The sequence below is a fragment of the Pseudarthrobacter sulfonivorans genome, assembly GCF_024391045.1.
GTDB classification, from domain to species: domain Bacteria; phylum Actinomycetota; class Actinomycetes; order Actinomycetales; family Micrococcaceae; genus Arthrobacter; species Arthrobacter sulfonivorans_B.
Window position 1 is genome coordinate 31,138 of record NZ_JANFCZ010000008.1, and the last position, 24,147, is coordinate 55,284.

The following is a 24,147-nucleotide window of genomic DNA, read 5'->3' on the forward strand; positions in this document are numbered from 1 at the left end:
TCCATCCTACGAGGCGACCGCAACGCAGAGGCCCCGCCGTTCCTTTCGGAATGACGGGGCCCTCTGGATTTGCCGATTAGACGCTCGGGGCAATCTCCGGGATACGCGGCTTGGCGTTGCCGGCGAAAGTGAACTTGGCGTCGTCACCTTCGCCGTCCACATCCACCACCACGATGTCGCCGGCGTGGATGTCTCCGAACAGGATCTTTTCGGAGAGCTGGTCCTCGATCTCGCGCTGGATGGTGCGGCGCAGCGGCCGGGCACCCATCGCGGGATCGTAGCCGCGGGTTGCCAGGAGCACCTTGGCGGCGGGCGTGAGCTCGATGCCCATGTCCTTGTCCTTGAGGCGCTTCTCCAGCCGGCCAACGAACATGTCAACGATCTCGATGATCTCGTCCTGGGTCAGCTGCGGGAACACCACAACGTCATCCACACGGTTCAGGAACTCGGGGCGGAAGTGCTGCTTGAGTTCCTCGGTCACGCGGGCACGCATCCGGTTGTAGCCGGTCTGGGTGTCGGTGCCGGACTGGAAGCCGGTGGCAACGCTCTTGGAGATGTCCCGGGTGCCAAGGTTCGTGGTCATGATGATCACGGTGTTCTTGAAGTCCACCACGCGGCCCTGGGAGTCGGTCAGGCGGCCGTCCTCCAGGATCTGCAGGAGCGAGTTGAAGAGATCGGCGTGTGCCTTCTCCACTTCGTCGAAGAGGACCACGGAGAACGGACGGCGGCGGACCTTCTCGGTGAGCTGGCCACCTTCCTCGTACCCGACGTAGCCCGGAGGGGCACCGAAGAGCCGCGAAACCGTGTGCTTTTCGGAGTACTCGGACATGTCCAGCGTGATGAGGGCATCCTCTTCACCGAACAGGAACTCGGCCAGGGCCTTGGCCAGCTCGGTCTTGCCGACGCCGGTGGGGCCGGCGAAGATGAACGAGCCGCCGGGACGCTTGGGGTCCTTCAGGCCTGCACGGGTGCGGCGGATCGCCTGGGACAGGGCCTTGATGGCCTCGTCCTGGCCCACCACACGCTTGTGCAGTTCGTCTTCCATCTTCAGCAGGCGCGAGGATTCTTCCTCGGTCAGCTTGAAGACCGGAATGCCGGTGGAGTTGGCCAGCACCTCGGCGATGAGATCCTCATCCACCTCGGAGATGTCGTCCATGCCGCCGGACTTCCAGTGGCGTTCCTTTTCGGCGCGCTCGGTGATGAGCTTCTGCTCCTTGTCGCGGAGCGATGCTGCACCTTCGAAGTCCTGGGCGTCGATGGCGGATTCCTTCTCCATCTTCAGCTGGGCGATGCGCTCGTCCATGGCCTTCAGCTCCGGCGGGGCGGTCATCCGGCGGATGCGCAGCCGGGCACCGGCCTCATCGATCAGGTCGATGGCCTTGTCCGGCAGGAAGCGGTCCGAGATGTAGCGCTCGGCGAGGCTGGCAGCCGAGGCGAGGGCGCCGTCGGTGATGGTCACGCGGTGGTGCGCCTCGTAGCGGTCACGCAGGCCCTTGAGGATCTCGATCGCGTGGGCGACGGAAGGCTCCTTGACCTGGATCGGCTGGAAGCGGCGCTCCAGGGCGGCGTCCTTCTCGATGTGCTTGCGGTACTCATCCAGGGTGGTGGCCCCGATGGTCTGCAGTTCACCACGGGCCAGCATCGGCTTAAGGATGGAGGCGGCGTCGATGGCACCCTCGGCAGCGCCGGCACCCACCAGTGTGTGGATCTCGTCGATGAAGAGGATGATGTCGCCGCGGGTGCGGATTTCCTTGAGGACCTTCTTCAGCCGCTCTTCGAAGTCGCCGCGGTAGCGGGACCCTGCCACCAGGGACCCAAGGTCCAGGGTGTAGAGCTGCTTGTCCTTGATGGTCTCCGGGACGTCGCCGCGGACAATCGCCTGCGCGAGGCCTTCGACGACGGCGGTCTTGCCAACGCCGGGCTCACCGATTAGGACGGGGTTGTTCTTGGTGCGGCGGGAAAGGACCTGCATGACGCGTTCCATTTCCTGCTCGCGGCCGATCACAGGATCCAGCTTGTTCTCGCGTGCAGCCTGGGTCAGGTTGCGGCCGAACTGGTCCAGTACCACCGACCCGGCAGGGGTGCCTTCGGGCTGGCCGGCCCCGACGCCTGCGCCGGTGGTCTCCTTGCCCTGGTAGCCGGAGAGCAGCTGGATGACCTGCTGGCGGACCCGGTTGAGGTCGGCGCCGAGCTTGACAAGCACCTGGGCAGCCACGCCCTCACCCTCACGGATGAGGCCCAGCAGGATGTGTTCCGTGCCGATGTAGTTGTGGCCAAGCTGCAGAGCCTCACGCAGGGAGAGCTCCAGCACCTTCTTGGCGCGGGGCGTGAAGGGAATGTGGCCCGACGGGGCCTGCTGGCCCTGGCCAATAATCTCCTGCACCTGCTCGCGGACACCGTCCAGCGAAATACTCAGGGACTCAAGAGCCTTGGCGGCAACGCCTTCACCCTCATGAATCAGACCCAAGAGGATGTGTTCGGTACCAATATAGTTATGGTTCAGCATGCGTGCCTCTTCTTGGGCAAGCACAACGACGCGACGGGCACGGTCCGTAAATCGCTCAAACATTTCGCCACACTCCTAGCTACAACGTACTTTGATGCTACGTGCCCGATCCCGTCTTGTGGAGCGTGTTCGCCACAGGGGAAACATGGCGCGTTCAACCTCCCGTAACCCGGCCCCGCGTGGATCAGGAAAGGCCACGGGCAAGGAGAACGTTTTGGAACTAACCTCAACGCTCATGACCGCAGCCACAGTGTCGCTGGCCGGCATCGGGGGGGCTGTATTAGTCCTACGCCTGCTCCGTGATCCCCGGACTGCGTGCATCAACACGGCAATTCAGAATCCGGTATTTGCGCTGAGCTTCGGCAGTGCATTCCTCGCTTTGGCGGCCGCGGCGGTCTTTTCGTGGATGAAGCAGCTTGACAGTGCCATGCCCTACGTTTGTTGCCCTGACCTGCTATACCGCAACACTGGCCATAACCTTCGGAGTAAATATTCCCTTTATTAACGGCTTGAGCCGGGCTGCGGCGGCCGGAGATACCTCGGCCGGCGGAAAATCATTCGAACGCCGCTGGACCCTGTGGAACATTCACCGTACGTGGCTGTCATTTGCGGCACTGGTGTCCGTTAGTATTGCGCGGGCTTCACTTTGACACTTCTTTAGTCACAGCAGTGGGGTTTCCGGGAAGACCGGCCGGGCTACTCATTCTCCGGACAGCAAAGAACCCTGTACCGCACGGGGCGAAACAGGGTTCTTTGCAGACAAAGGGACGAAGTCCTAGGAATTGGCCTTCTGGTAGGCTTCCTGGATTTCGGCCTGAATTCGGCCGCGGCTGTTGACCGTGTAGCCGTTGTCGCGTGCCCACTGACGGATCTGGGCGGAATCATTGCCGCGGCCCGTCACAGCAGCCTTGGGGCGGGAGCTGCGCCCCGCCGACGTTTTACGGGCAGCGGCAACAAAGCGCTCCAGACTCGAGCGGAGCTCGGCTGCATTTGCGGCCGACAAGTCGATTTCGTAGCTGGCCCCGTCAAGGCCAAACCGGACATTCTCGTCTGCGGATCCCCCATCCAGATCATCTACGAGGATGATGTTCACTTTCTGTGCCATTTAAAGACTTCCTTTTGGAGGTTCGGGTTTGCAGAAAAGCAGGATGTTTCTACAAAAAGTATGAACCTCTTTATGGCATCACGTCAAAGCGAAAATGAACTCTGGGCATATTCCCAGGAAGTTCCGGGACTTTAATTATCCTGGCCCGCAGCGTGTCCGTTCTGCGGTTTGATGGCCTGCGCATCGGCCTCGGCCTGTGCACGGGCTTCGGCCTGCCGTTCGGACTTATCGGCATTAAAGATTGATTTCATGGCGAACCAGAAGATCAGGCCCACTACCAATGAGGGCAGCAGTACGGCTACATATTCCATAATTAGTGCCCTTCGGGCTTCAGGAGGGGGAAGAGAATGGTTTCGCGGATACCGGCGCCGGTAAACAGCATGACCAGGCGGTCGATGCCCAAACCAATACCGCCCATGGGCGGCGCGCCGTATTCGAGGGCACGGAGGAAGTCCTCGTCCAGCTGCATGGCCTCGTCATCACCGGCCGCCGCGTGCCGGGACTGTTCGGTCAGCCGTTCGCGCTGGATGACCGGGTCAATCAGTTCGGAGAAGGCCGTGCCGCGTTCCATGCCGCCGATGATGAGGTCCCAGGCCTCAATCAGCCGGCCGTCCTCACGGTGCGGCCGGGCCAGCGGCTGGGCCGACGGCGGGTAGTCGTAAACAAAGGTGGGGTTGAGCAGCGTGGGCTCCACGATCTCCCCGAACAGCTCCACCGCGAGCTTCTCTGCGTCCCACGTCGGGTCCACCTTGACCTCGTGCTTGGCGGCAATTTCGCGCAGCACCTCCGGCGAAGTATCCGGTGTGACTTCCTGGCCAACGGCGTCGGAAAGCCCCGGGTAGACGGAAACCCACGCCCAGTCGCCGTCGAGGTTAATCTCCCCGGCTTCGGTCTGGATGGTGCGGCCGGCACCCACGGCGTCGGCGGCGTCGAGGATGATTTCCTTGATGCGCTCAGCCATGACGAACTGGTCCGCCCACGCCTCGTAGCACTCGAGGGTGGTGAATTCGGGACTGTGGGTGGAGTCCACGCCCTCGTTGCGGAAGACGCGGCCCATGTCGTAGACGCGGTCGATACCGCCCACCACTGCCCGCTTCAGGTACAGCTCGGTAGCGATGCGCAGGGTCATCTTCTGGTCAAACGCGTTCATGTGCGTCTCAAACGGGCGCGCCAGGGCACCGCCGTGGACCAGCTGCAGGATGGGGGTTTCCACCTCCACGTAGTTGTGGCGGAAGAGTGTTTCGCGGATGGACCGGGTGATGGCGGCGCGGGTGTAGACCATTTCGCGGGCTTCGTCGCGCACCATAAGGTCCACGTAGCGCTGCCGGACACGGGTTTCCTCGTTCAGTTCCGCGTGCAGCACGGGCAGCGGGCGCAGGGCCTTGGACGCCATGGACCAGGACTCCGCCATCACGGACAGCTCACCGCGGCGGGAGGAAATCACCTCGCCCTTGATGAACACGTGGTCGCCGAGGTCCACCAGAGCCTTCCACTCGGCGAGCGCCTCCTCCCCCACGTTGGCGAGGCTGAGCATGGCCTGCAGCCGGGTGCCCTTGCCGTCCACGCCGCCTTCCTGGAGCGTGGCGAAGCAGAGCTTGCCGGTGTTGCGGACAAACACGACCCGGCCGGTGACGCCCACGGTGTCGCCGGTGGTGTCGTCCGCCTCGAGGTGCGCGTACTTTTCGCGGATCTCGGTCAGGGAGTGTGTACGCTCAACACCCACCGGGTACGCCTCGATGCCACCCTCGATCAGCTTGGCGCGCTTGTCCATGCGGATGCGCATCTGCTCGCTGGCGTCGAGGGGCTCTGGGGCGTTTTTGGGGGCGGGGGTGTTTTGGGAAGTCACAGTCCACAAGTTTACCGGGAGTTCCGCCGCCCGGCTTCCGGCGGCGCCCGGGCATAGACTCGGGCTGTGGAGTCCTGGAAACTTGAGGCAGCCGACGGCGGCCACCTGGAGGTGCATTCGTTCCTCACCCCTGCGGAACGGGAGCCGACGACGGCGGGACCTCCCGGCGTCGTAATTGTCCACGGCACTCTGGTCACCGACGCCCTCTACCGTCCTTTCGCACGGAAGCTCAGCCTCCTGCTGGGCCGTCCGGTGCACTGCTACAACCGGCGGGGCCGGGCGGGCTCCTCGCCGCAGCCGGACGACTACTCGGCGGCCACCGAGATCAAGGACCTCGCAGCGGTCATGGACAAGACCGGTTCCACGGACGTGGTGGCCCACAGCTACGGCGGTTTCGTGGCGCTGCAAGCCGCCCGGACGCTGCCGATCGCCCGGCTGGTGACCTACGACGCTGCGGTGTCGCTGTCCGGAAACCTCAGTCACCGCTGGCGGCCCGAGCTTGAGGACGCCGTCACGGCAGGCCAGTTGAACCACGCCTGGGCACACCTGGTCCAGGGACTGGGCACCGCCGGGCCGCTGTCCCACCTGCCGCTGGGTGCGCTGCGGATGCTGAGCATCCTCTCAGCCAGGACAAACCTCGGGACGGAGATGCGCCAACTGCTGCCCACAGCCGTGAAGGAAATGCGGGCCGTGCTCGACGCTGATGCCGACCTCGACGACTTCACGCCGCTCACCACGCCCATCCTGATGCTCAGCGGCGGCTGGAGCCCGGCATACTTCGCGGAGACCGGGCGGCAGCTGGCGTCCGCGGTCCCGTCCATCGAGTTCCGCGTGGTTCCGGGGCAGCTACACGAGGGCCCTATCCGGCCCGGCAAGGGCCTGGCCGTGCGGATTGCCCGGTTCATCAATGCCAGCGACGGCCAGATCCAAAGACTGGGCCGGCGCCGTTAGCACGGCCGGATCCAGCCGGCACCCGGCCAGCGCCCAGGACCGTCCGCCTAGGATGGGGACCGTGAAAGAGCAGGCAGTCCCCACGCACGACGGCGGCACATTGGCTTTGTACAGCTACGGCACCGTGGATGCGCCGGGAGAACGCCGGGTGGTGGTGATCGGCGGAGCTTTCCTGACCGCCCTGATTTACCGGCCGTTCTCGATGGCCCTGGCGGACGGTCTGGGACCGGGGTGGGCGGTGGACGTCTACGACCGCCGCGGCCGGGGAAAGTCCACGGAGCAGCCGGCCGATTACTCGATGGCCACCGAGATTGAGGACGTTCGCACCGTCATGGATGCCACCGGCGCCCGCAATATCCTGGGCCATAGCCTGGGTGGGTCGGTGGCCCTGAATGCCGTGCAGGAGTTTGTGGGAACGGCGCATGAGCCGGACAGGCTGGCGGTCTACGACGCGGCCGTGAACATCGACGGCAGCATCGACACCTCATGGCTCGACGGTTTTGAGGATGCGGTCAACGCGGGCAAGTTGGGCCATGCCATGGCCCAACTGAAGAAGGGCATGCAGCCGGACACGGCCTTGTCCAAAGTTCCGGAACCGGTCCTGGCCGGCCTGATGGCATTGGTGTCGCGCACCAAGGTCAACAGGATGGCGAGGGAGCTGATGCCCACAGGCGTGGGTGAGCTGCGGGCCGCCTACGACGAGGTGGAGCGCGCCCGCGACTTCGCCGTCCTGCCGGCCAACACCCATTTCATGGCGGGCGGCAAGAGCCCGCACTACTACAAGGTCACGGCCCGGCGCCTGCACAGCGCAGTCCCCGGCAGCACGTTCGAGCTCTCCCCCAAGTGCTTCCACGGTTCCGTCCCCGCCGCAGTGAAGGAACTCGTCGCGGATATCGCGGAGTACTTCAAGGGCTGAGGCATTCCGCAGGTTGCTCGGCTAGGCTCGGATCATGACGCGCGAGACAATTACAACCCCCGACGGCGGCACACTGGAGCTCTTCACCACGGGTGCGGAACTGGCCTCCGCCGGGTCCGGCGTGGTGGTGGTGCAGGCCTCCATGGTGACCGCGGCTGACTACACCAAGTTTGCCCAGAAGCTGAGCGCCGCCCTCGGCCGGCCGGTGCACACCTTCAACCGCCGCGGCCGCGGTTCGTCGTCGCCGCAACCTCAGGACTACACCCTGGATGTGGACATCCGGGACCTGGACGCCGTCATGAAGCACACGTCCAGCACCGACGTGTTCGGCCACAGCTTCGGCGGCGCGGTGGCCCTGCACGCAGCCCGGACCCTGCCGGTGGAGCGGCTGGCCGTTTATGACCCGGCCGTGTCCGTGAACCACAGCGTCACAGCGGACTGGACCACGGAATATGAGCGGGCAACCGCAGCGGGGGACGATGACCGCGCCCTGGCCGTCCTTACCAAGGGCCTGGAAACCGGCGGCGCCTTCTCGCGGATGCCGCTGTCCATGCTGACCATCGCCAACAAACTCACGGCCGGCACAACCCTCGGCAAGCAGCAGCGCGAAATGATGCGCACCGGCGTCCGCGAAATCAAGGCGATCATCGCCGCGGACATGCCGGCCGAGCCGTTCCTGGAACTGCCCCTGGAAACCCTCATCGTGGTGGGCGAAAAGAGCCCGGCCTACTTCGGTGTGGCCTGCGGCCAGATCCACGACGTCCTGTCCGGTTCCAGCTACACCATCCTGCAGGGCTCCGGGCACGACGGCGTCCTCAGGGCGCCGGAGAAGCTCATCACCGAACTCAGCGATTTCTTCGCCGGCTGACCCCATGTAGGTAGCAGCAGATGTCGTTTAGACGGGTCAAAAGGACATCTGCCGCTACCTAGTTGGGTTAGTGCGCGGCGTGTCCCGGCACGGCACCTTCTGTTTTGCGCATCATCGCGGAAAGCACGACGGCGGCTACGGCTATCACGGTTGCCGTCAGGAATGCGGCACGCATGCCGGCCACGAGGCCTGAGGACGCCGACACCACCGCAAAGATGGACACCAGCAGCGCCGTGCCGGCGGCACCCGCGACCTGCTGTGATGTGCTCATGATGGCGGAGCCGTGGGAGTACAGGTGTGGCGGCAGCGGGTTCAGGCCGGTGGTGAACGCCGGCGTGAACAGCAGCGCCAGGCCGAAGCTCAGGAGGACGTGAAGGGTCACGATCCACCACACCGGAGTACCGGCGTCGAGCATGGAGAACTGCCACAGGGTGGCCACCATCAGGACCGAGCCCGTCACGGTGAGCGGCAACGGGCCCACTTTGTCGAACAACCTCCCGATGAAGGGGCCCAGCAGTCCCATCGCCAGTCCGCCCGGCAGCAGCGCGAGGCCCGTCTCCAGCGAACCCAGGCCGCGGATTTCCTGAAGGTAGAGCGGCAGCAGGATCACGCCGCCGAACAGCGCCATCATGGCCACCACCATCAGCAGCACGGACACCGTGAACATCCGGAAATTGAACGCGCGGAGGTCCAGCAGCGGAGCCTCCGACTTCTGCAGCCTGAGCTGGCGGAGCACAAAGACAGCCAGGCTGGCCACACCGATAACCAACGCGGCGATGGCGGCGATGCCGGGCCCGCTCTGGCCACCGCCGATCTGACTTAGCCCGTATACGAGGCCGCCGAACGCGGGAACCGTCAGCAGCACCGACAGGAAATCGAGCTTGGTTTTTTCGGTTTCGCCCACGTTTGTCAGGTACTTCGCTCCGATCGCCAGGGCGGCCAGCGCCACCGGGAGCACGAACACAAACATGAAGCGCCACGTGAAGTGCTCCAGGATCAGCCCGGACACTGTGGGCCCCATGGCCGGTGCCACGGAGATCGCGATGCTGACGTTGCCCATGACCGCGCCGCGCCTGGCAAGCGGGACGAGCGTGAGGATGGTGGTCATCAGGAGCGGCAGCATGATGGCCGTACCGCCGGCCTGGATAATGCGCGCCAGGAGCAGGACCTCGAAGCCTGGCGCCACCGCTGCCAGGGCGGTGCCGCCGGCGAAAAGACCCATGGCGAGCATAAAGACGGCACGCGTGGACAGGCTTTGCAGGATGAAGCCGGTGGTGGGGATGACTACGGCCATGGTGAGCATAAAGCCGGTGGAGAGCCACTGCACGGTGGGCGCGTCCACGCCGAGGTCCACCATCAGCCGCTGCAGGGCGACGTTCATGATGGTCTCGTTCAGGATCACCACGAACGTCGCCACGAGCAGTGTGGCGATGATGGTCACCGACTCCCGGGACAGCTTTTCCGGTGCGGCGGACTTCGACGCCGGCGCCGTTCCGGTTTGGCCGGATTTGCCGGGCGGCCCCGGCTGGCCGGAGGCGTTCGAAGAGACTTCTGTAGACATGGGTGTTCCCTCAGGGAGTAAGAATGAAGTGTGGCGCGAGCATCGTCGCTGCTGCAGATTCAAACACTGTACCCGCCGCTGTCATTCCTGCGCACGGGCTTTTTCTTGCTGCGCAGTAGGCTGTTTTGCGTGGACACCCGGAAACTGAAGTATTTCCTGGCCGTTGTTGACCATGATGGATTCAACCGGGCCGCGGAACACTTGCTGATCGCCCAGCCGTCGCTGTCCCAGACCATCGCCAGCCTGGAAAAAGAGCTGGGTGTTCCGCTTTTTCACCGCATCGGCCGCAGGGTTGTCCTCAGCGACGCCGGCAAGGAACTGGTGGGGCCGGCACGGCTTGTCATGCGGGACCTGGACGCCGCACAGTCAGCCGTGCAGGCGTTGAGGGGCGTCAGGAGCGGCAAGCTGGACATCATCACCATGCCGTCCCCCGGCATCGAGCCGCTGACGTCCATGATCGCCGGCTTTGCCAGGGTCCACCCGTCAGTCAGGCTCAACGTCAGCGCTGCCTTCACCCCGGAGGAAGTCATCGAATCGGTCCGCAGCGGAAGCTCGGAAATCGGGTTGGCAGGATCTTCCACTCCCATCAGGGTGCCGGGCGTGGATGTCCTGGATCTCGAGCGCCAGCCCCTCATCCTGATCATTAACCCTCAGGCGGACACCTTCCGCGCGGGGCCGGCCATCCGGCGCGAGGACCTGGGCGGCCACCGCCTGATCGCGAGCCAGCGCGGGTCGCTGATGCGGTGGCTGGTGGACGACGCGCTTGCCCACGGCGTCGAGGTGGAAATCGTCGTCGAGGTGGCCCACCGGACCTCCATTCTGCCCTTGGTGCTGGCCGGCGTCGGGCACGCGGTGATGCCCTCGTCCTGGGCGCACACCGCACACAAATCCGGGCTCCGTACCCTGCTGATCGAACCGGTTTCCTACCTGGACGTGGCCATCCTGAGCAGGAAGGACGGTCTCACTCCCGCAGCCCGGGCGTTCCTGAAAGTGGCGGCCGAGCAGGTCAACTAACTCCCATCGATTGCTCCAACACGGCCCTTTTGAGCGCTCATAAAGGCTGTGTTGGAGCAGTCGATGACGGTGAACAGGTAGGCAAAACCTATCTAGCGGATCGGATCTTGGTCTTGGACGCTGCCTGCCCGCCGCCCGTCTACTTGAAGAGGAAGAACAGTGTGACCCGCACAACAGGTTCACTGCAAAGAAACTCAACGAGGAGACAGGCACATGAGCGCCAACCAGACATTCAGCATCGCATCCATCCCTGCGGACGGCGTGGGCAAGGAAGTGGTTTCCGCCGGCCGCCGCGTCCTTGACGCCCTGGCAGCGAACTCTAACGGCAAGTTCGCTTTCGACTGGACCGAGTTCCCGTGGGGCTGCGACTACTACGGAAAGACCGGCCAGATGATGGACCCCAAGGGCCTGGAAGCCCTCAAGGACTTCGACGCCATCTACTTCGGCGCCGTCGGCTGGGAAAACGTCCCGGACCACATCAGCCTCTGGGGCCTGCGCCTGAACATCACGCAGAACTTCGACCAGTGGGCCAACATCCGGCCCGTGAAGTTCCTTCCCGGCATCCAGTCCCCGCTGCGCAAAGCCGACAACACCGAACTTGACTGGGTTGTGGTCCGGGAAAACAGCGAAGGCGAATACGCCGGCCTGGGTGGCCGCAACCTCAGCGGCCGCGGGCCCGGCAACGAGGTGGCACTGCAGACTGCGCTGTTCACCGAGAAAGGCTGCGAGCGCATCATGCGGTTCGCCTTCGACCTGGCCCGGACCCGCACGGTGAAGAAGGTATCGTCAGTCACCAAGTCCAACGCCCAGCAGTACGGCATGGTCCTCTGGGACGAAGTCTTCAACCGCGTGGCATTGGATTACCCGGACGTGCAGACCGAAAGCGTCCTGGTTGATGCGATGAGCGCCAAGTTCATCCTCAAGCCCGAAGACCTGTCCGTAGTGGTGGCCTCAAACCTAAACGCGGACATCCTGTCCGACCTCGGCTCGGCCCTGGCCGGCAGCCTCGGCCTGGCCGCCAGCGCCAACCTGAACCCGGAACGCCGCTTCCCGTCCATGTTCGAACCCGTCCACGGCTCCGCTCCGGACATCGCCGGCCAGGGCATCAGCAACCCGATCGGCGCGATCGCCAGCGCCGCTCTGATGCTGGACCACTTCGGCCTGCACGAGGAAGCCCGCCGGGTGGAGGCAGCCATCGAGGCAGCCACCGGCTCCGGCCACCTGACCCGCGACGTCGGCGGGGACGCCAGGACGGACGACGTCACCGAGGCCATCATCAAGGCACTCACCCTCGCACCGGCAGCGGTGTAGCGCCCGCCTGAACTGAAAGGTACGACGGCGGCCCTGCGGCCGCCGTCGTCCCGGAGTTCCTCCCAACACTTCACCCACCCTCCAGCGATATTCCACAACGAGGTAGGAATCATGGATCACAGCACCACCACGGACCCGGCAACAGCCGATGCGCAGCCGGCCACGAAAGCCCCCAAAACCCGTTGGTACCGGCAGCTTTATTTCTGGGTACTGACAGCCATAGTTGTCGGCATCCTGGTCGGCTGGCTCGCACCAACCACCGGCATCGCCATGGAACCCATCGGCACCACCTTCGTGAGCTCCATGAAGATGCTGATCGGCCCCATCGTGTTCCTGACCATCGTGGGCGGCATCGCCAGCGTCGCCGACCTGAAGAAGGTGGGCATGACCGGGCTGAAGGCCCTGACCTACTTCCAGGTGGGCACCATATTCGCCATGATCTTCGGCCTGGTGGCCATCAACATCTTCCGCCTCGGCGAGGGTGTCAACGCTGACGCCGGCAGCATCAAGACCTCGGATTCCGCGGCCAAACTGATCGACGCCGGGCAGCACCAGGAGTGGTGGCAGTTCCTCACGCACATCATCCCCAACAGCATCGTGGGGCCCTTCGTAGAGGGGGACATTCTCCAGATCATCTTCATCGCCGTGGTCTTCGGGATCGCCCTGAACGCCATGGGCAAGTTGGGCGCCCCGGTCCTGGACGGCGTGCAGCGCCTTACCGGCGTCATGTTCAAGATCCTGGGCTTCATCATGAAGGCCGCCCCTCTGGGAGCCTTCGGCGCCATGGCCTTCGCGGTCGGCAAGTACGGCGTCTCATCGCTGACCAGCATGGGCGGCCTCATTGCCCTCTTCTACGTCACGTCCATCCTTTTCGTGGTGGTGGTCCTCGGGTCGGTGATGGCGTTCCTGAAATTGAACATCTTCACGATGATCCGCCACCTCAAAGAGGAATACATGCTCATCCTGGGCACCTCCACCGCCGAGCCCGCACTCCCGGGCCTGATGCGCAAGCTTGAACACGCCGGCGTGAAAAAGGAAACCGTGGGGCTGGTGGTCCCCACAGGCTACAGCTTCAACCTGGACGGCGCCGCGATCTACCTGTCGTTGTCCGCCCTGTACATCGCCCAGGCCACCAACACGGACCTGACCATCGGCCAGCAGTTGGGCCTGCTGGCCGTCATGCTGCTGACCTCCAAGGGCGCGGCCGGAGTGGCAGGCGGCGGGTTCATCGCCCTGACTGCCACGCTCACCACCATCGGCACCATTCCCGCCGCCGGCATCATGCTCATCTTCGGCATCGACAAGTTCATGTCCGAATGCCGGGCCCTGGTGAACTTCACCGGCAACGCCGTAGCCACCCTGTTCATCGCCTGGTGGGACCGCACCCTGGACGCTGACCGTGTACGGCGCGTCTTCGCCGGGGAACACGTGGCGCCGATGCCTGCCCAGGACCCCGCCCATGTGGACGACGTCGCAGACCTCGATGGGGACCTGGCCGAATACGGCCACCACGCACCCAAGCACGCAGGGGCTGAAGGGGAGGCACCCGCGGCGGCCGCCGCCGCCGAGCCTTCCAGCGCCGCTGACCGCCGCCCCGCCTACTCGGAATCCGCCTGACATGGACACCACAACCGCTCCGAAGACGGTCCGGACCCTCATCGCGCCCGACAAGTTCAAAGGCAGCCTGACCGCCGGGGAGGTGGCCGACGCGCTTGCCGCGGGTCTGCGGTCAGCCACCGGCGCGGGGACGGTGGACTGCCAGGTCCTTCCGCTGGCGGACGGCGGCGACGGGAGTGTTGACGCCGCCGTCGCCGCCGGCTTCACCCGGCAGGGCTACACGGTCACGGGACCCACTGGGCAGCCCGTTCAGGCAAGCATCGCGTTCGACGGCGGCACGGCAGTTGTGGAGGTGGCCAACACCTGCGGCCTGGGTCTCCTGCCCGACGGCAGGCTTGAAGCCATGGCAGCTTCCAGCCGCGGCTTCGGCGAAGCGGTAATGCTGGCCCTCAGCCTCAACCCGGCCAGGATTGTGCTGGCGCTGGGCGGCAGCGCCAGCACCGACGGCGGCATGGGAATGCTCACGGCCCTCGGATTCACCTTTCGCGATGCCGATGGACGGCAGCTGACCGGCAACGGCAGCGCCCTGGGCAGGATCCACACGGTCGAGCGGACGGCGCTGCCGGAGCTGGCCGGCACGGAACTGGTGATAGCCAGCGATGTCCGCAATCCCCTGCTCGGCAGTCATGGCGCGCCGGCGGTCTTCGGGCCGCAGAAAGGCGCCGGGCCGGCCGACGTCCCGGCTCTGGAGGCCGGGCTGGCACACTTGGCTGCCAGGCTGGCCGAGTCCGGGTTCGCTGATGCCGCGGCGCTGGCGGAACGCGAGGGCGCAGGCAGCGCCGGCGGCATCGGTTTCGCATGCCTGTTGCTCGGGGCCCGTCAGGTATCGGGCGCGGACTTCTTCCTGGACCTGCTGGACTTCGATTCCCGCCAGGACAACTGCGATGTGGTGATCACCGGAGAAGGAAGCATCGACGAGCAGACGCTGGCGGGAAAGCTGCCTGCCGCCGTCGCGCGCCGTGCCGGTGGCCGCACGCTCATCGCCGTTGCCGGGCGGTCCCTGCTGCCGCCGGAACGGTGGCCGGACCTGGCGGTCACGAAGGTTTATACCCTGGCCGAGTACACCGATCTGGACTCGTCCAAAGACCCCCGGCTCTCAGCCGCATTGCTCCGGCAGATCGGCAAGGACATCGGGGCAGGCCTGCTCTAGCCCAGGCAAAGCTGCACGCCGGACGGGGGTGGCGCCCGAACCGTCATTGCGAGAAGCTGGCCGCCTCAGGCGGCCAGCTTCTTCTGCGCCGTGCGCACCCGCTGGCGCTTGTCCGCGACCACGGCGGCCCGGCGCCGCGGCTGGGAGGCGACACGACCGCCGTCGGGCACCCTGCTGTCGGCAGCCAGCCGGGCACCATGCCCAATGACAGCACCGGCGCCAATGCGTGAATGGCTGCCGATGTGGACCCGGTTACCGATGATTGTCCCGTGGCCCACCCGCACGGCGTCGCCAATAATGGTCCGTTCCCCGACCTGTGCCCGTCGGTCGATCCAACTGCCGTGCCCCACGCGGGTGCAGGCACCTATCCGCGCCTGCGGCTCAACGTAGGTCATGGGCCCCAGCCGTGCCGAGTCCGCCACCACTGCCCCGCGGCCCACAAGGCCCCCGCCGTTCCCGTGCCGATGGTAATACACCACTGCACCGGCATCGTCCTCAATCGATTCAACCTGCCTGGTCATGCCAATCCCTAGCCATCGTTAATCAAGACGGGTGGTTCCCCCGCTTACAACCATTAACATCGGCGGTCCCGGGCAGATTCCTCAGGCGGTCTGACCGGCGTGCCGGCCTTCTGCGATTTCCTCTACAAGCTTGCTGTTGAAGGCGGGGAGGTCGTCCGGGGTCCGGCTGGTGACCAGGCCCTGGTCCACCACCACTTCCTCGTCAGTCCAGTTGGCGCCGGCGTTCTTCAGATCAGTCTGCAGCGTATGGTAGGACGTCACGTTGCGGCCGCGGATCACGCCGGCATCGATCAGGAGCCACGGCCCGTGACAGATCGATGCAACCGGCTTGTGCTGCTCGAAGAAGCTGCGCGTAAAGTCCTGCGCGTCCTTGTCCACCCGAAGATGATCGGCGTTTACTACCCCGCCCGGGAGCACCAAGGCGTCAAAATCCGAGGCGTTGGCTTCTGCCACTGTGAGGTCGACGTTGAACGTGTCGCCTTTGTCCGTCCCGTTGTAGCCCTGCAGCCGTCCGCTGTTCGGAGCTACCAGCGTCGGTTCGCCGCCGGCATCTTTAACCGCCTGCCACGGGCTGGTGAGCTCAATCTGCTCCACGCCGTCCGTCAGCAGGAACGCTACTTTCTTGCCTGTGATGATGTGTTCTGACATATTTCCTCCTTAGCGAGGCGGACCGGGCGCGTTTCAGCGCATTTTGACCGCTTCGAGAGTTGTGTGCCTGACAGCATCCAGCCTAGGAAAGTCTAAAGTGATAAGCAAGCTGACTATTCAGCGGCTATGGTGCTCTATCAACCAGCCGGCCATCTCCTGGGCCCGACTCGCAGCCTGCGTATCGCCTTCCGAGGCAGAGACGATGGAACCCTTCATGAGGATGTGCCATGACCGGGCAAAATCCTCGGGACGGTCGAGACCGGCCTGCTCCGCGAGGGCCTGCACGTGGCCCCGGATCCTGGCGAGGTAATCGATGCTGGCCAGCCCCAGCGGGTGGCCCGGGCCCATCTCCAGCAGGATGTTGATGAACGAGCAGGCTTCGAAATCGTCCCGGGCGAACCATTCGCCGAAGACGTCGAAGATGGCCAGCAGTTGCCCTGTGGGCTTGGTGGCGCGTTGCTTAGCCTGGCCAACGATTGCGTCCACGGTCCAGAGCTGGTCCCGCAGTTCCAGGAACGCCAAAACCAATGAATCCTTGGAGGGGAAGTGCCGGTAGAACGTTGCCTTGGCCACGCCGGAGCGTTCGATCAGTTCATTGACACCGACGTCCCGCACTCCCCGGTGGGAAAACAGCTGATAGGCGACGGCGAGGATCCGCTCCCGCGAATCGGCGGGCCGGATGGCCGCAGCTGCACTACTTTCCGCCGTCGGCAGAATGGCTTTTCCATCGGAAATCATCGTAACTTTAGTTTACTCCCAAGTGCAGACAGACCGGTCTTACTGCATGTAGTGTTTTCCCAAACGCAAGTGCTTTGACGCTGAAGGGATCCCCCGGGACCCGTCGTATGGTGCAAGGAGGCCCCAAATGTCAGCAGAGCGAATGTTCGAGTTTATCCCGTGCAACGACTCCGATCCGTGGATTGAGTCAGCCGCCGCGACCGCTGAGGTCCGTCAGTTCGCCCGTGAGTCGCTGCGGTGGCAAGCACAGGAAATTATTGACGAGGTGCTCAGCGGTACCGATCCCGGCGAGGAGCTGGCCAGGGCCAGGCTCCGCCGCTGCGTGGCCCAAAATCCCGGGCGCCCCGAACGCGCCCTCCTCCAACAATTGATGGTCAACCGCGACCCCCAGGGTGAATCAACACTGTAACGCTGGCCGGGCCAAGTCGGGCCGAGAAGCATCAGGAGCTCAGCGGCACGTTGTCGATCAGCCGGACCGGGCCCACTTTGGCCGCAATAAGCGCGAGACCCTCGCCGCGGAACGGGACTTTTCGGCAGTTTTCCGCGAGCGGTTCCAGTGTGCCCGGGTCCACCACGTCGAAGTAATCAAGCTCCACCAGCGGCTGCGATGCCACCAGCGCCTGGGCCGAGTCGAGGTCCAGGGGTTCGTGGGCGTTCGCCCGTTCCTCCAGCAGGCGCAAGGCCCGTGACAACACCAAGGCGGCATGCCGTTCTTCATCGGACAGGAAGCGGTTGCGGCTGGACAGGGCAAGGCCTTCCTCGGAACGCACCGTGGGCACGGCGATGATCTCGACAGGAAAGTTCAGGTCCGCCACCATCCGCCGCACCAGCGCCAACTGCTGTGCGTCCTTCTGCCCAAAGTAGGCACGGTATGCCGGCAGGCCGGCGGCGCCGCCTGAAACGAAGGCTCCTGCGGACGGGAGGCCGGCGCCGGGGATGCCGTAGTGCAGCAGCTTGGCAACGACGGTGAGGGCGCCGTCGAAATGCCCCGGCCGTGACGCCCCTTCCCACTTCTCGCCGAGGGCGCCGGCGGTCACGCGCACCAGCGGCTCACCGCCCGGATAAACTTCCTCCACCGACGGGGCGAACACCAGGTCTACGCCCTGCGCCTCCAGCAGCGCAACGTCGGCGTCGAGGGTCCGCGGGTACCGGTCGAGGTCCACCGCGTCGCCGAACTGCAGCGGATTCACAAAAATGGACGCCACCACAACGTCGTTCTGTTCGACGGCGGTCCGCGCCAGGTGTGCGTGCCCGTCGTGGAGTGCCCCCATGGTGGGGACCAGGCCCTGTGACCTGCCCTGCTTGCGGGCAAGCAACCGGGCACTGGCCTCGCGGAGTTCCGCAGCGGTGTGCACTACCTGGATGGCCATGTTAATTTCCTTCTTCCAAGGCGGCACGGATGGCCCCCAGTTGATCAGCTTTGAGCAGCCCGCGGTTTTCCGCCCGGCGGGCGGTGGCGCGGGCCATGGCGAGGTAGGCCTCAAGAACATCGCCGCGCGCCCCGGCGTCGTACTCGCGCAGTGCCTCAGCGTGGGCCGCAACGGTCCCCACGTCACCGCGGGCCACCGGACCCGTCAGGGCCGATTCACCGGAGGCCAGCGCGTTCTCGAGCGTGGCGCGCAGCAGCGGGCCCAGCATCCGGCCCGGTTCCTCCACCCCTACATCCCGCAGCAGCTGCGACGCCTGCGCCACGAGGGTGACCAGATGGTTCGAACCATGGGCCAGGGCCGTGTGGTACAGCGTCCGGTCGCCCTCGGCAATGGCCACGGGCTCCGCGCCCATCTCCACCACGAGCGCCTGCGCGATGGGCAGCATCGCGGCGTCCGCGGTGACCCCGAAGGTGCAGTCGGGCAGGCGGGTCAGGTCCAGGCTCATGCCGGTGAACGTCATGGCGGGGTGCAGGGCCAGCGGGATCGCTCCGGCGGCGCGCACGGGGCGCAGGACGCCCACCCCGAAACGACCGGACGTGTGCGCGACGAGCTGCCCCGGCTGCCATGCCCCCAGCTTGGCGAGGCCGTCCACCAGGCCGGCCAGGGCGTCGTCGGGCACGGCCAGAAGGACCAGTTCGGCGCGCTCCACAATCTCCTGGATCTCCAGGACCGGGACGCCGGGGAGCAGGGCCGCCGCGCGTTCCCGGCTGGCGTCGGACACCGCGGACACCCCGACCACGGCGTGTTCCGCAGCGCGGAGGGCCGCACCAAGTACCGCACCCACCTTGCCGGCGCTGATGATTCCGACGCCAAGGCGCCCCGGTTTAGCCACGGTTGGTGCTCTCCTGTTGGTTTTTCATTTCGTGTGCCGGCTGTTCCCCCGCAGCGGACTCGGTTGCCGGAGCGGCGGCTGCCGGAGCCGGGACCACCTGCGCCGGGGCCACCTGCGCGAGCCACTGTTCGCTGGTCTGCCGTTTGCGGGCCAGGCGTGCGCGCGCGGACTGTTCATCAAAAAGGGTACGCGCCTCGTCCAGGCCGGCCTGCTTCAGCCGCGGTGACACCGGGCCGGCGGTGGTGTGGAGGACCAGGTCCGCGAGGCGGAACCGGCGGGCGAGCGGGCCCTGGTGCAGCGCCATCGACTGCGTGCGCTGGTGCGGGACCATGACCAGTTCCCGCCACCACCGGCCCGACCGGATCAGCAAGGCCGTTCCGGTGGCGGCGAAGCCGTTGCGGCGCCAGGCAAACGGGGCCAGGAAGCGGCCGCGGCGCGGCGTGGTGACAAAACCGCCGTCGGAATCCATTCCACCCAGCCCCGCCGAGAAGACGCGCCCGGGATCCGCTGTTCCGGGATCCGGCAGGACGAGGGCGAGCATGCTCATCACTTCGGGCAGCTTGCCGACCGGCAGGAGCGTGGTCCTGGACGCTGGCTCGCCGTTGCTGCCCGGGGCTCCGTAGCCAGCAACATTGACCTGGATCCGGTACCAGCCGAAGAGGCGCCAAAGCGGGGACTGCACCACCTTCAGGGCCTGGATCCTGCCGGGCGGCAGCGTCTGTGCCTGCGTATCCAGCAGCCCGTAGCGGAGCCGGATCCCGTCCGGGGAAATCGCGGCGGTGAAGTTGTAGCCCTTGTTGAAGGAGCCCCAGTAGCTGGCGGCAAGCCCCAGCGCCGCCGGAATCAGGTAAAAATAGAAGCCACGGTTGTCCGTCACGGCGGACAGGATCACGGAGGCGACACCGCCCAGCACCACACCGACGCTCTGCTCGCTGAGGAGCAGCGAACCCAGAAGGCGCGACGGCGGGACGGACAGTACCGGAAATTCCGGCGCCTCGGGCGGCGCCTCCAGTGGCCGGGCCGGGTCCGGGAGCACGCCCGCGGCACGCGCCAGGATGGTGGCCCGGAGCTGCCGGGCATCGTCCATCCGCAGGTAGGCCAGCTTGACGGCGGATTCGCCGGCGTCGGCCACCTCAAATTTGAGTTCTGCCAGGCCGAAAATCCTGGCCAGCAGGGGCTGGACGATGTCGATGGCCTGGACGCGGTCCAGCCGGGCCTGCCGCTGCTGGCGGAAAAGGAAGCCCGAGTTGACCCTGACGTAGCCTTCGGACACCTGGTATTTGGTGAAGTACCAGGTGAGGATGAAGCCCAGGACGGCCAGCACCAACATGATCCCGCCGCCGGCCACCAGCCACGGCGCACGGCCGGCGAAGTCCTCATCGATGAGGGGACGGCCCTGCAGCAGCCGTTCGAAGGTGTCCCGCCCGAAGAAAAACCCGATGGCCGCGAGGGCCACCCAGCCGCGCACAAAAGGCGACGCCGGGTGCACCCGCCGCCATTCGCCGTCGGACGCTGGACCGGACGCTGGACCGGGCACCGGGGCGGACGCTGGACCGGGCGCTCCCGGGGCCGCGGGAGGCGCCTCCGGCACGGCACGCTCCGGAAGGTCAGCGGTCACAGCCCTGCCAGCCTGGCTTCGCCGCGGGCGGCGAGCTGTTCGCGCAGGCGTGCCCCCTCCTCGGCGGGCAGGCCGGGGATGGTGGCGTTGGTGCCGGGCGAGGCGGTGTGGAGTTTCAGGGTGCACAGGCCCAGCCCGCGCTCCACCGGGCCCACCCCGATGTCCACGTACTGCATCCGGCCGTAGGGCACCGCCATGGTGCGCTGGAAGAAGATGCCGCCACGGATCAGCAGATCGTCATCCCGTTCCGCGTAGCCGATGGCGCGCACCTGCCGCGGGATCAGGACCAGGCGCCACACGGCGAGGACCAGCGTCAGCGCCGGCACCAGGATGGCCAGCCACAGCGGCGGCCAGCGCCACCATCCCAGCGAAACGAAAACGAGGGGCAGGCTAAGGACGATGACCGCGAGCACGTTGCCGAGGGCCCACTCCACAAGCCGGACCCTGACGTATTTTGGTGATACCCGCTGCCAGGCGATGCCCGTCGGATCAATCGCCTCGGTAGGCATACTCGCCCTCCCCGGCAGACTCTCCGCGCACCCCGCGGCTGTTCTTCCCGTCGTCGGACCCTGCATCAGTGTCCTCGGGCGGGATCCTGCAGAACCTCTCCACCAGCAGGCCCACCACGATCATCACCAGGCCGCCGCCGGCCACGGCAACAGCCACCCAGGTGATCCCCTGGTCGCTGCGCAGGTTCCAAATGCGCAACTGGTCCAGGAAGATTCCCGCGTGCCAGCCCAGCAGGACGGTACCGGCATAGGCGCAGGCCTGTGCCAGCACCAGCGTCCTGGCGGCAAGGATGGGGTCCAGTGCTTTCTTGCGTTTAGTGCTGTTGCGCCAGCGAAGGACCCGGATGCCAAGAATCAGCGTGATGACAACAATGACGGCCATGGTGGCCAGGGCGGTCACCGGGAGCACGGGCGTGGCCATACTGTAGCGGGTGGTCACCACAGTGGCTGACCAGCCGGCGACGGTCAGGGCCAGGCCGATCAGCATGAGCCGTCCAGGGCTGATGGGTTTCACCGCTATTCCACCGCCCCGGCGGTCGGGACGCCGTCGTAGTCCCCGAACCCGTCGAACGGCACAAGGTCCGCGAAGTCCGCCGCGCGCGCAGCCAGCTCGCTGATCCGCTCCCCGCCCAGCGTTGCCGCCGGGTCGATCAGGGACCAGGGGTACAGGACAAAGGCGCGCTCGGCGGCACGGGGATGCGGCAGGGTCAGGTCCGGATCGTCGCTGGCGACGTCCCCGTAGGTGATGATGTCGACGTCGAGCGTCCGGGGCCCCCAGCGTACGTCCCGCACACGGAGGTGCTTGTTCTCCACCGCGTGGCAATGCTCCAGGAGGGCCGCCGGTGACAGGGTGGTTTCAACTGTCATGACCATGTTCAGGAAGTCGGGCTGACCGGCCGGGCCGCCCACCGGTTTGGTCTGCACCACCGGAGACACCGCCAGCAGGCGCACCTCCGGAGGGTCCACGAGGTCCGCCACGGCCCCGGACAGGGTGTCGTTCCGTTCGCCCAGGTTGCTGCCGAGGGCGAGGACCGCTTTGGTGTATCCGGGGCTCATGGTCTCTCCCGGCGCACGCTGACGGCCACGTCACCGAAGGGCACCTCAATGGGTGCCTGTGGCTTATGGACAGTGATTTCCACGGCCTCGATGCTGAACCGGCCCAGGAGGTCATCGGCGATCCTCACGGCAAGGGCCTCGATCAGGTTCAACGGTTCCCCCGTGATCCAGTCCGTGATCCGTTCAGCCACTTCACCGTAATGCGCGGTGTCCCGGACGTCATCGGTCTCCGCGGCTTTGGTGAAGTCCAGGTGCAGGACCGCGTCCACCACAAAGGGCTGGCCCTCCCGGCGCTCAAAATCGAATACGCCATGATGGCCGACGGCGGTGACACCGCTCAGCGTAATCCTGTCCATGGGTCCCCCGGCCCTAGTGGGTGGTGCGGGCAGCCGCCACGCGTGAAGCAACCTTAACAGCGTCCAGGCTGGGTCCGACGTCGTGCACCCGGACGGCCCAGGCGCCGCGGAAGGCACTGATCGCGGTAATGGCCGCGGTGGCGGCGTCGCGCTCCTCCGGGGCCGCGGCCTTGCCGGCCACCGTCAGCAGGCTGCCGAGGAAGCGTTTGCGGGATGCGGCTACCAGGACCCGGTGGCCCAGGCTGTCCAGCTGGTCCAGGTTCTGCAGTAGCTCCCAGTTCTGGGCATCGTTCTTGGCGAAACCCAGGCCCGGGTCCACGATGATCTGGTCCGGGCCCACCCCGGCGGCGAGGAGCTTGTCGCGCACCCCGGCCAGCTCGGCAACCACTTCGCCGGCAACATCCTTGTACTCCGCGAGCGAGTTCATGGTGCGGGCGTCGCCGCGGCGGTGGGTCAGGATGTAGGGCGCCTTGGACGAGGCCACGAGGTCCGCCATTTCGGGTTCCATGGTGAGGCCGGAGACGTCGTTGATGATGGCGGCCCCGGCCTTCAGCGCGGCGGCCGCCGTGGAGGTGTGGGTGGTGTCGATGGAAACCAGCGCACCTGCCTTGACCAGGGCTTCGATGACGGGGACCACCCGGCGCTGCTCTTCCTCCGGGCTGACATCTTCGGCCCCGGGACGGGTTGATTCGCCGCCGACGTCGATGATGTCCGCACCGGCGTAGAACATCCTCAGGCCGGCGGCAATGGCGGTGTCCGCCGTCGCATGCTGGCCGCCGTCACTGAAGGAATCGGGGGTGACGTTCAGGATGCCCATGACCAGGGTGCGGCCGGTGGGCAGGTCTGCGAACTTCGCGGCGGGGCGCGGTTTGCGCAGGATGGGCAGCGGGGATGTTGCGGGCCCGGTTCCGGGGGCTGCAGCTAGTGAGTCCATGTTCTGATGATTACCTTCCGAGGATGAGGCTCATGGCCTCGGCGCGGGTGGCCGGGTCATGGAGCTGCCCGCGTACCGCACTGGTGACGGTCTTCGCGCCTGGCTTGCGGACACCGCGCATGGACATGCACATGTGTTCGCATTCGACAACAACAATCGCGCCACGCGGCTTGAGGTGGGCGACCATTGCTTCAACGATCTGGGTGGTGAGCCGTTCCTGCACCTGGGGGCGCCGGGCGTAGATGTCCACGAGCCGCGCCAACTTGCTCAGGCCCGTCACCTTCCCGTCGTGCGAGGGAATGTAGCCCACGTGGGCAACCCCGTGGAACGGCACCAGGTGGTGCTCGCACGTGGAATAGAACGGGATGTCCTTGACCAGGACCAGCTCTTCGTGGTCCAGGTCGAAGGTGGTGGACAGGACGTCTGCGGGATCGTGGTGCAGCCCGGCGAAGACCTCTGCGTAGGCTTTGGCCACGCGCTTCGGGGTGTCCTGGAGACCGCCGCGGTCCGGGTCCTCGCCAATGGCAATGAGGATTTCGCGGACAGCAGCTTCAATCCGGGGCCGGTCCACCTTTTCGTGCTTTTTGTGGTGGGATCCGTCCTCCGCCGGGAGTCCGGCGGAGGAGGGCGCATCGTCGTCGTCGAAGTGATTCACAGAAG

26 protein-coding genes are annotated in these 24,147 nt (G+C 65.9%); 9 read left to right on the forward strand and 17 right to left on the reverse strand.

The genetic code is table 11. The features are described from left to right. Positions 1-76 precede the first annotated feature (76 nt). Complete coding sequence (locus NQJ30_RS07305; protein WP_255769186.1) at positions 77-2,569, reverse strand: ATP-dependent Clp protease ATP-binding subunit; 2,493 nt, start codon at positions 2,567-2,569, stop codon at positions 77-79. A 359-nt stretch (positions 2,570-2,928) separates the two neighbouring features. On the opposite strand from NQJ30_RS07305, the gene NQJ30_RS19115 reads away from it, so the two are divergent. Continuing rightward, a complete protein-coding gene (locus tag NQJ30_RS19115; RefSeq protein ID WP_374113228.1) occupies positions 2,929-3,156 on the forward strand; it encodes an anthrone oxygenase family protein in 228 nt (75 codons plus the stop codon). A 125-nt stretch (positions 3,157-3,281) separates the two neighbouring features. Here the strand turns inward: NQJ30_RS19115 and NQJ30_RS07310 are convergent, their stop codons facing one another. From NQJ30_RS07310 to lysS, 3 genes are all read right to left on the reverse strand, one after another. After that, positions 3,282-3,611, reverse strand: coding sequence for a histone-like nucleoid-structuring protein Lsr2 (locus NQJ30_RS07310; protein ID WP_255769187.1), 330 nt, complete (start codon positions 3,609-3,611; stop codon positions 3,282-3,284). A 131-nt stretch (positions 3,612-3,742) separates the two neighbouring features. Further along, the gene (locus tag NQJ30_RS07315) at positions 3,743-3,922 is read right to left on the reverse strand and encodes a hypothetical protein (RefSeq protein WP_255769188.1); all 180 of its coding nucleotides are present in this window, start codon (positions 3,920-3,922) and stop codon (positions 3,743-3,745) included. 2 nt (positions 3,923-3,924) lie between these two features. Then, positions 3,925-5,457 carry a lysine--tRNA ligase gene (gene lysS / locus NQJ30_RS07320; protein WP_255769189.1) on the reverse strand — a complete coding sequence of 511 codons (1,533 nt, stop codon included), beginning with the start codon at positions 5,455-5,457 and terminating at the stop codon, positions 3,925-3,927. A 66-nt stretch (positions 5,458-5,523) separates the two neighbouring features. Here lysS and NQJ30_RS07325 point away from each other — a divergent pair, with 66 nt between their 5' ends. The 3 genes from NQJ30_RS07325 to NQJ30_RS07335 are packed head-to-tail and all read left to right on the forward strand — an operon-like array spanning position 5,524 to position 8,192. Continuing rightward, on the forward strand, positions 5,524-6,408 hold the full coding sequence (locus NQJ30_RS07325; RefSeq protein WP_255769190.1) for an alpha/beta fold hydrolase: 885 nt from the start codon (positions 5,524-5,526) through the stop codon (positions 6,406-6,408). A gap of 52 nt (positions 6,409-6,460) precedes the next feature. Beyond that, entirely contained in the window at positions 6,461-7,324 is an 864-nt protein-coding gene (locus NQJ30_RS07330; protein ID WP_304663912.1) for an alpha/beta fold hydrolase, read from the forward strand. Between the two features lie 34 nt (positions 7,325-7,358). Beyond that, positions 7,359-8,192 carry an alpha/beta fold hydrolase gene (locus tag NQJ30_RS07335; RefSeq protein ID WP_255769192.1) on the forward strand — a complete coding sequence of 278 codons (834 nt, stop codon included), beginning with the start codon at positions 7,359-7,361 and terminating at the stop codon, positions 8,190-8,192. A gap of 67 nt (positions 8,193-8,259) precedes the next feature. Here the strand turns inward: NQJ30_RS07335 and NQJ30_RS07340 are convergent, their stop codons facing one another. Beyond that, complete coding sequence (locus tag NQJ30_RS07340; RefSeq protein ID WP_255769193.1) at positions 8,260-9,753, reverse strand: DHA2 family efflux MFS transporter permease subunit; 1,494 nt, start codon at positions 9,751-9,753, stop codon at positions 8,260-8,262. A gap of 129 nt (positions 9,754-9,882) precedes the next feature. Here NQJ30_RS07340 and NQJ30_RS07345 point away from each other — a divergent pair, with 129 nt between their 5' ends. The 4 genes from NQJ30_RS07345 (at position 9,883) to NQJ30_RS07360 (ending at position 14,845) form a co-directional block, all read left to right on the forward strand. Continuing rightward, positions 9,883-10,767, forward strand: a complete 885-nt coding sequence (locus tag NQJ30_RS07345; RefSeq protein WP_255769194.1) for a LysR family transcriptional regulator — start codon at positions 9,883-9,885, stop codon at positions 10,765-10,767. A 213-nt stretch (positions 10,768-10,980) separates the two neighbouring features. Then, positions 10,981-12,078 carry a tartrate dehydrogenase gene (locus tag NQJ30_RS07350; protein WP_255769195.1) on the forward strand — a complete coding sequence of 366 codons (1,098 nt, stop codon included), beginning with the start codon at positions 10,981-10,983 and terminating at the stop codon, positions 12,076-12,078. Positions 12,079-12,189: 111 nt separating this feature from the next. Next, positions 12,190-13,695 (forward strand): C4-dicarboxylate transporter DctA, encoded by a 1,506-nt coding sequence (dctA, locus tag NQJ30_RS07355; RefSeq protein ID WP_255769196.1) that lies wholly within the window; start codon positions 12,190-12,192, stop codon positions 13,693-13,695. Position 13,696: 1 nt separating this feature from the next. Then, positions 13,697-14,845: a glycerate kinase gene (locus NQJ30_RS07360; RefSeq protein WP_255769197.1), complete on the forward strand. Its 1,149-nt coding sequence runs from the start codon at positions 13,697-13,699 to the stop codon at positions 14,843-14,845. Between the two features lie 65 nt (positions 14,846-14,910). Here the strand turns inward: NQJ30_RS07360 and NQJ30_RS07365 are convergent, their stop codons facing one another. From NQJ30_RS07365 to NQJ30_RS07375, 3 genes are all read right to left on the reverse strand, one after another. After that, positions 14,911-15,366, reverse strand: coding sequence for a transferase (locus tag NQJ30_RS07365; protein ID WP_255769198.1), 456 nt, complete (start codon positions 15,364-15,366; stop codon positions 14,911-14,913). Positions 15,367-15,447: 81 nt separating this feature from the next. Next, positions 15,448-16,014 carry a type 1 glutamine amidotransferase domain-containing protein gene (locus tag NQJ30_RS07370; RefSeq protein ID WP_255769199.1) on the reverse strand — a complete coding sequence of 189 codons (567 nt, stop codon included), beginning with the start codon at positions 16,012-16,014 and terminating at the stop codon, positions 15,448-15,450. 117 nt (positions 16,015-16,131) lie between these two features. After that, entirely contained in the window at positions 16,132-16,752 is a 621-nt protein-coding gene (locus tag NQJ30_RS07375; RefSeq protein ID WP_255769200.1) for a TetR/AcrR family transcriptional regulator, read from the reverse strand. 127 nt (positions 16,753-16,879) lie between these two features. On the opposite strand from NQJ30_RS07375, the gene NQJ30_RS07380 reads away from it, so the two are divergent. Next, entirely contained in the window at positions 16,880-17,161 is a 282-nt protein-coding gene (locus NQJ30_RS07380; RefSeq protein WP_255769201.1) for a hypothetical protein, read from the forward strand. A gap of 31 nt (positions 17,162-17,192) precedes the next feature. Here the strand turns inward: NQJ30_RS07380 and NQJ30_RS07385 are convergent, their stop codons facing one another. From NQJ30_RS07385 to folE, 9 genes are read right to left on the reverse strand one after another with little or no spacing between them, the layout of a single operon-like run. Next, a complete protein-coding gene (locus NQJ30_RS07385; RefSeq protein ID WP_255769202.1) occupies positions 17,193-18,122 on the reverse strand; it encodes a 4-phosphopantoate--beta-alanine ligase in 930 nt (309 codons plus the stop codon). A 1-nt stretch (position 18,123) separates the two neighbouring features. Then, positions 18,124-19,014: a Rossmann-like and DUF2520 domain-containing protein gene (locus NQJ30_RS07390; protein ID WP_255769203.1), complete on the reverse strand. Its 891-nt coding sequence runs from the start codon at positions 19,012-19,014 to the stop codon at positions 18,124-18,126. After that, complete coding sequence (locus tag NQJ30_RS07395) at positions 19,007-20,632, reverse strand: PH domain-containing protein (RefSeq protein ID WP_374113229.1); 1,626 nt, start codon at positions 20,630-20,632, stop codon at positions 19,007-19,009. Before NQJ30_RS07395 ends, NQJ30_RS07390 begins: the two co-directional genes overlap by 8 nt. Further along, complete coding sequence (locus tag NQJ30_RS07400; protein ID WP_255769204.1) at positions 20,629-21,141, reverse strand: PH domain-containing protein; 513 nt, start codon at positions 21,139-21,141, stop codon at positions 20,629-20,631. Before NQJ30_RS07400 ends, NQJ30_RS07395 begins: the two co-directional genes overlap by 4 nt. Continuing rightward, positions 21,122-21,655: a DUF3180 domain-containing protein gene (locus NQJ30_RS07405; RefSeq protein ID WP_255769206.1), complete on the reverse strand. Its 534-nt coding sequence runs from the start codon at positions 21,653-21,655 to the stop codon at positions 21,122-21,124. Before NQJ30_RS07405 ends, NQJ30_RS07400 begins: the two co-directional genes overlap by 20 nt. Before the next feature lie 2 nt (positions 21,656-21,657). Further along, entirely contained in the window at positions 21,658-22,197 is a 540-nt protein-coding gene (gene folK / locus NQJ30_RS07410; protein WP_255769207.1) for a 2-amino-4-hydroxy-6-hydroxymethyldihydropteridine diphosphokinase, read from the reverse strand. Continuing rightward, complete coding sequence (folB, locus tag NQJ30_RS07415) at positions 22,194-22,553, reverse strand: dihydroneopterin aldolase (protein WP_255769209.1); 360 nt, start codon at positions 22,551-22,553, stop codon at positions 22,194-22,196. Before folB ends, folK begins: the two co-directional genes overlap by 4 nt. A 13-nt stretch (positions 22,554-22,566) precedes the next feature. Continuing rightward, complete coding sequence (gene folP / locus NQJ30_RS07420; protein WP_255769210.1) at positions 22,567-23,487, reverse strand: dihydropteroate synthase; 921 nt, start codon at positions 23,485-23,487, stop codon at positions 22,567-22,569. Between the two features lie 10 nt (positions 23,488-23,497). After that, on the reverse strand, positions 23,498-24,142 hold the full coding sequence (folE, locus tag NQJ30_RS07425; protein WP_255769211.1) for a GTP cyclohydrolase I FolE: 645 nt from the start codon (positions 24,140-24,142) through the stop codon (positions 23,498-23,500). Between the last annotated feature and the right edge of the window lie 5 nt (positions 24,143-24,147).

Excerpts from the sequence above, each read along its gene's own strand:
- NQJ30_RS07305 (WP_255769186.1), bottom strand. The coding sequence starts at position 2,569 with ATGTTTGAGCGATTTACGGACCGTGCCCGTCGCGTCGTTGTGCTTGCC.
- NQJ30_RS07310 (WP_255769187.1), bottom strand. The coding sequence starts at position 3,611 with ATGGCACAGAAAGTGAACATCATCCTCGTAGATGATCTGGATGGGGGA.
- NQJ30_RS07315 (WP_255769188.1), bottom strand. The coding sequence starts at position 3,922 with ATGGAATATGTAGCCGTACTGCTGCCCTCATTGGTAGTGGGCCTGATC.
- NQJ30_RS07330 (WP_304663912.1), top strand. The coding sequence starts at position 6,461 with ATGGGGACCGTGAAAGAGCAGGCAGTCCCCACGCACGACGGCGGCACA.
- NQJ30_RS07335 (WP_255769192.1), top strand. The coding sequence starts at position 7,359 with ATGACGCGCGAGACAATTACAACCCCCGACGGCGGCACACTGGAGCTC.
- NQJ30_RS07340 (WP_255769193.1), bottom strand. The coding sequence starts at position 9,753 with ATGTCTACAGAAGTCTCTTCGAACGCCTCCGGCCAGCCGGGGCCGCCC.
- NQJ30_RS07350 (WP_255769195.1), top strand. The coding sequence starts at position 10,981 with ATGAGCGCCAACCAGACATTCAGCATCGCATCCATCCCTGCGGACGGC.
- dctA (WP_255769196.1), top strand. The coding sequence starts at position 12,190 with ATGGATCACAGCACCACCACGGACCCGGCAACAGCCGATGCGCAGCCG.
- NQJ30_RS07360 (WP_255769197.1), top strand. The coding sequence starts at position 13,697 with ATGGACACCACAACCGCTCCGAAGACGGTCCGGACCCTCATCGCGCCC.
- NQJ30_RS07365 (WP_255769198.1), bottom strand. The coding sequence starts at position 15,366 with ATGACCAGGCAGGTTGAATCGATTGAGGACGATGCCGGTGCAGTGGTG.
- NQJ30_RS07370 (WP_255769199.1), bottom strand. The coding sequence starts at position 16,014 with ATGTCAGAACACATCATCACAGGCAAGAAAGTAGCGTTCCTGCTGACG.
- NQJ30_RS07375 (WP_255769200.1), bottom strand. The coding sequence starts at position 16,752 with ATGATTTCCGATGGAAAAGCCATTCTGCCGACGGCGGAAAGTAGTGCA.
- NQJ30_RS07380 (WP_255769201.1), top strand. The coding sequence starts at position 16,880 with ATGTCAGCAGAGCGAATGTTCGAGTTTATCCCGTGCAACGACTCCGAT.
- NQJ30_RS07385 (WP_255769202.1), bottom strand. The coding sequence starts at position 18,122 with ATGGCCATCCAGGTAGTGCACACCGCTGCGGAACTCCGCGAGGCCAGT.
- NQJ30_RS07400 (WP_255769204.1), bottom strand. The coding sequence starts at position 21,141 with ATGCCTACCGAGGCGATTGATCCGACGGGCATCGCCTGGCAGCGGGTA.
- folK (WP_255769207.1), bottom strand. The coding sequence starts at position 22,197 with ATGAGCCCCGGATACACCAAAGCGGTCCTCGCCCTCGGCAGCAACCTG.
- folB (WP_255769209.1), bottom strand. The coding sequence starts at position 22,553 with ATGGACAGGATTACGCTGAGCGGTGTCACCGCCGTCGGCCATCATGGC.
- folP (WP_255769210.1), bottom strand. The coding sequence starts at position 23,487 with ATGGACTCACTAGCTGCAGCCCCCGGAACCGGGCCCGCAACATCCCCG.